Origin of the sequence: Fulvivirga sp. (assembly GCF_040220315.1) — a bacterium.
Classification (GTDB): domain Bacteria; phylum Bacteroidota; class Bacteroidia; order Cytophagales; family Cyclobacteriaceae; genus Fulvivirga.
This window is the reverse complement of sequence record NZ_JAVJUY010000397.1, coordinates 1-4,675: the sequence shown is the minus strand read 5'-3', so window position 1 is coordinate 4,675 and position 4,675 is coordinate 1. Positions and strand designations below refer to the sequence as shown.

General features: G+C 33.8%; 3 protein-coding genes. 1 reads left to right on the top strand and 2 read right to left on the bottom strand.

What is annotated here, in order from left to right; all coding sequences use genetic code 11:
* Positions 1–91: 91 nt before the first annotated feature.
* Both RLO81_RS20475 and RLO81_RS20470 read right to left on the bottom strand, forming a co-directional pair.
* Positions 92–3,832, bottom strand: coding sequence for an nSTAND3 domain-containing NTPase (locus RLO81_RS20475; RefSeq protein WP_350116361.1), 3,741 nt, complete (start codon positions 3,830–3,832; stop codon positions 92–94).
* 8 nt (positions 3,833–3,840) lie between these two features.
* A complete protein-coding gene (locus RLO81_RS20470) occupies positions 3,841–4,062 on the bottom strand; it encodes a helix-turn-helix domain-containing protein (protein WP_350116359.1) in 222 nt (73 codons plus the stop codon).
* A 104-nt stretch (positions 4,063–4,166) separates the two neighbouring features.
* Between RLO81_RS20470 and RLO81_RS20465 the strand changes: the two genes are divergently transcribed.
* On the top strand, positions 4,167–4,675 hold a 509-nt coding region (locus RLO81_RS20465), incomplete at its 3' end, for an AAA family ATPase (protein ID WP_350116357.1).

Here is a 4,675-nt window from a genome sequence, read left to right as displayed (position 1 = left end):
CATAGTTCATTGTTCTCCTAGAATCCTCAAGGGGGTCAAACGCCCGGAATGAGGGGTCAGACCCACTGGAATATATATTTATCTTTAATTACTACCATTCTGGATTAATGAACTTCCTTTTCCTTTCCCAATCGCCACTTTTTTTTGCTTTAGCAATTTGATCTGTCACATACTTTCTAAAAGGAATGATTGATGCACCTAGATTCATTTCGTCCAAGGAATTCTTAATCCCTGTCCATCTTGCCGCAGAACGATCACCCCAATTTACATCACCAGTTAGAACACCCTCATTGGGAAGCCAATTAATTTTCTTAAAAGAATCGATGCTTGGTTTTTTAGACATATAAGCATTTAGCATGTTATTAAATAGGTGATTCATGCTATGGAAAACAATATCGATCAGAGCTGACATCTTCTTTACGTCCATATAGTTTTTATGTACAAAATCGAGCAAATATTTTTCAGCTTTTTCTTTATCCTCTCCTATGTCCTTAAAAAAAACATTCATGAAATCATCGCCTATCAAGTGAAGCCGCCTTTTTCTCTTGACTATATCAAAGGTTTGGTCCAGAAGATCTGAATAATTTGGAAGCACCCAGACAGCACTCAATTCTCTGTGGTCTCTATATGATGGGAATTTTCCATCATCATCTAAAATATCTTTAACATAATCAATGAAGAAATCAGGATCTCGGCTCAACAAAACTTTTAATTCAGAACCATCATAATCATAATGACTGTGTGAATTGTATCCCTTTCCCTGTTGGTACAAATAAACTTCTTTTAGAAGAGACGTATCTTCTATTTGATGAGCAACTTCCTTGAAAAAGTTATGACCGAATGAGAAATTAAAATCTTCTTTTACAGACTTTTCAAGTACTTTTCTTAGAAGTTTATCATAAACATTCTTGTCTAGAAACTTGAATTTCTCTAAAGGTTTGAAGCTCAAATAATAGCCTTCAGACAGTTGATCATACGTTTGATATAGTCTATCAAGCTGATCCTTACTGATCAATTCCTTGGGTAGACGGCTTAGAAACTCAATTTTCCAAAGGTCTCTTGCACCATATGTCTCAAGGTGCTCCCAAAACCTATTATGATGATCATCAGATTTTGCAAGGTTTCTAATCGTTCTATAAGGATAAAATTGCTTTAGGCGTAGATCATTTATTACTATTTCGATAAAAGAAAACCCCAACTCTGGAGTTTTACAAAATGTTTCATCAAGGATGATATCTAGAGTATCATAAAGACCTTCTTTATTATTAAAAAGTTCCCATTCACGAACCTCACATATTAAATCTAAAAACTCTTTAAAAAGATCAACCCCATCAAATATCAAAGACTCTCGAATATCACGCTCTTTAAGATGGGTAAAATCTTTCCAGTCTTCAAATTCATAATCTTCTTTACCTCTAAGTCTATTCCAATCTGACTTCTTGAGCCATTCATATTTCTTACTTGAGAACTCATGATTCCAATCTGCGAATTCAGGCATTGTTAATCCCTGCTTAGTTGACCAGGAAATTAATTCATGGATATATTGGCAATGTTTAACGGAATTTTGATCTAAATTTTGTTGGATTATAAAAACAAGGAATTTCAGATCAGATTCAAATATTGTTCTATTGAAGTCAAGATGCTGCCTTTGATGATGCATTAGTGTTTCGAAACACTCCTCTGGATACTTGGGGAATAAAATAGATATGAGGCTCCATATTCTTTTTCTTAACTTTTTAGTCTCTTCATTAGATTGAACAGGATATCGATAAATTGAGATTGCTCGACCTCTGGCTGGTCTAGAGTGTTGGTACTTAAATTGCAATAACCTTTTAGATATTGCAATAAATGAGCAGTGTATTATGCTATTATTTTTTGGAAGATTTTCCTCGATGAAGTTTATAAGGATATTATGCCGTGAAAAACCATTTTCCTCATCCTCATAATCAATAGAAAATCTAACATCGATCTTTTGAATAAGTTCAGGAAGGTATTGAGGTAGTTTACTGACATAGCAAAAGGACAAATCAAGCACTTCTTTAAGGTGTTGACCAGACCTCATAAATTCACCAAATATTTCAATGTACTTATTCTTATTGTAGGTAAAGTCATTATTTTCGTATCTTGTTGAATACTTATCTATGCCTGAAAAAGGCAATTCCTCAATATTATCGTGCAAATACGATAATGTTTCCTCAGGAAGATAGAACCAGAAATTATTCAGAAATAAAAATGCATTTTCTTCACTTTTAGGTACAGACACCCAGTAATCTTTGAGATCATCTTTGACCCTTTCTAAGACATTTTCATAACCAAAAGTATTATTTGCGGGAATAATCGTATCTTGAAACCTTTGCGCCATTGAAAAAAAATAATTCTCGAGGAGCAAACCAAATGGTAATAATTTTTCCTTAATGAAAATTTTATAGAAAAAGAAGGTGCCAAGATTTTGTTCTGCAATCCGAACATGATCAAACCTAAGTTCAATAAGTTCGAGTTTGTTAAGCTGGTCAATAGCATTAATAAATTTATTCCTTGAGAGACTAAATTTCTCTAAAATATCATTAACTATATTTTGATCATTATAAGGGATTGTGTAGAAAAAAGAAATGATACCAAGTACCTTCAAAATATCATCATCCTTGAATGCATCTTTATCTTGAATGAATGTTGAAAAGTATTGATTGAAAAGGTCAGAACTATTATAAAGTGCTTCAATTCTTTGTTCTTTAATTGCCAGAAGAGCAGCCATGATTGCAAATCTTGGATTGCCGTCAGCAATTTCAAAAATCTTATTATGGTAGCGATTATTGGTAACATTAAATGGTTCAGATTCAATTATTTCTTTAATCTCTTTATCCTGAAATTTTTCCAGTGAAATAACCTTCATTCTCAAAGATCCAACGAGTTCTAATATATCTCTAAGTGCGTAATCACGAACAGTCATAACTATCTTCAAGTCAGAAGCTGCATACTGAAAAAAACCTACGACTTGTGAAAAGCGATCAAACCTGTTGACATCATCTATAAAGAGAATTACTTTATTTTTTCCAGTAATATACTGGTTCAGATCTTCCAGAAGATCTGCATCTTTGTTGGCAATTGCATATGCGATATAGTCATCATTATCTTTTAAAAATACTTCAATAAGTTCGATAGCAAATCTTGTCTTTCCAACGCCAGGTGGGCCCGATAGTATCATTAAATCATTTTGCTCCAATGATTCCATTGAGACTTTTAGTTCCTCTTTACGATGCTTGAATTCATTGTTCAGAGGAGTTGCAATTCGTTGGGCACTTTTATCATAATTCCTAACAAATTGTTCGAGAGATATTATTTGACCTGTATCCAGTGGTAGACCTAAATACTCCCAGGCCAAATTTCTATGATGCAGACTTATTTCAGTTGAAAGACTGGAAAGACTGAATAATGATAAGATTGTGTATCGATTATTTTCTAATATGAGTGAATTCAGCTTCTCGGTTTGTTGAGTTGATAAATCAGAATTGTAGCACAAAACTATTTCCTCAATCTTATCTGCTTCAATACCTGTTTTTTTAGTGTCAAAGCACTTTTTAATGTCTTCTAAAAGCTTGTCTACTAACTTATTCTCAATTGTAGTTGCTTCCATGAATAAGTACCGCCCATTTGGAAGAAGCAGAAATGAGTCTGGCGTTCCTTTCCTAGTCTTCTGTTTGTTTGGAACACTTCCACTTCGTGAAAAGGCTCGATAGTTGTGATTCCTTAAAATTAGAAAGGCATCACAAAGCTCTTGAAATATAGCATCATTGATTTCAATTAACCGGCCTGCTATGTTTTGAACTTTGCTCATTTAGTATATCACTTAACCCCCTCCCTTCGTAAATACCCATAAAGTGTAGACCTACTTATCTGAAGTGATTTAGTGATTTCAGATATTGGTAGCTCTCTACTATATAAGGTGACAGCAGCAGCGGCTTTGTTTTTATCATAAGATCCTTTGGGTCTGCCTCCTTTCTTTCCCCTTGCCCTAGCAGTTTCCAAACCATGCTTGGTTCTTTCACTCAGTACCTGAACTTCCATGGCTTTGGGGGAAATGATGATTTCTGCAAACTGGCATTCTAATAATTTCCATTTACAGTAAATTTAAGAATTTACGACTCCGTTTTAAGTAATTATCTAAACTAATGTCAAAGCAAGAATTAATCATTTCCAAACTAGTAGGCTATTCAGGTATTCGACTTAAAAATGAAAACCCACTGAGAATAAAACCTGGAATAAATCTGTTAGTTGGCAGAAATGGAAGTGGTAAAACAAATCTCTTAAAATTGCTCCAATTTATTTCGAGAGGGGAAGCCGACCTAACTAGACAAATTGAATCTGAATTCTATCAAAATCAAATTCAAATTTCAAAGGGTAAAAATTCTGATAGTATACGAGACGCATTTGGTCAAGTTACAATTGTGGAATATAAAGTTGAAAATACTGTTGGGAGTATTTTCATTAAGTTGAAAGACAACGTGGATGACATGACAAACCTAGTAAATCTATCCAGCTATCAAAACAATATAGTACCTGTGAATAGTGGTCCCAATCTAAATTGGCATAACATCAATCATTCCGGATCGATTAGAAAGCTAGAAATGTCTGGGTATATGCGATTCAATTTTTTCTCTAGTTCCTCTGATAGAGATAT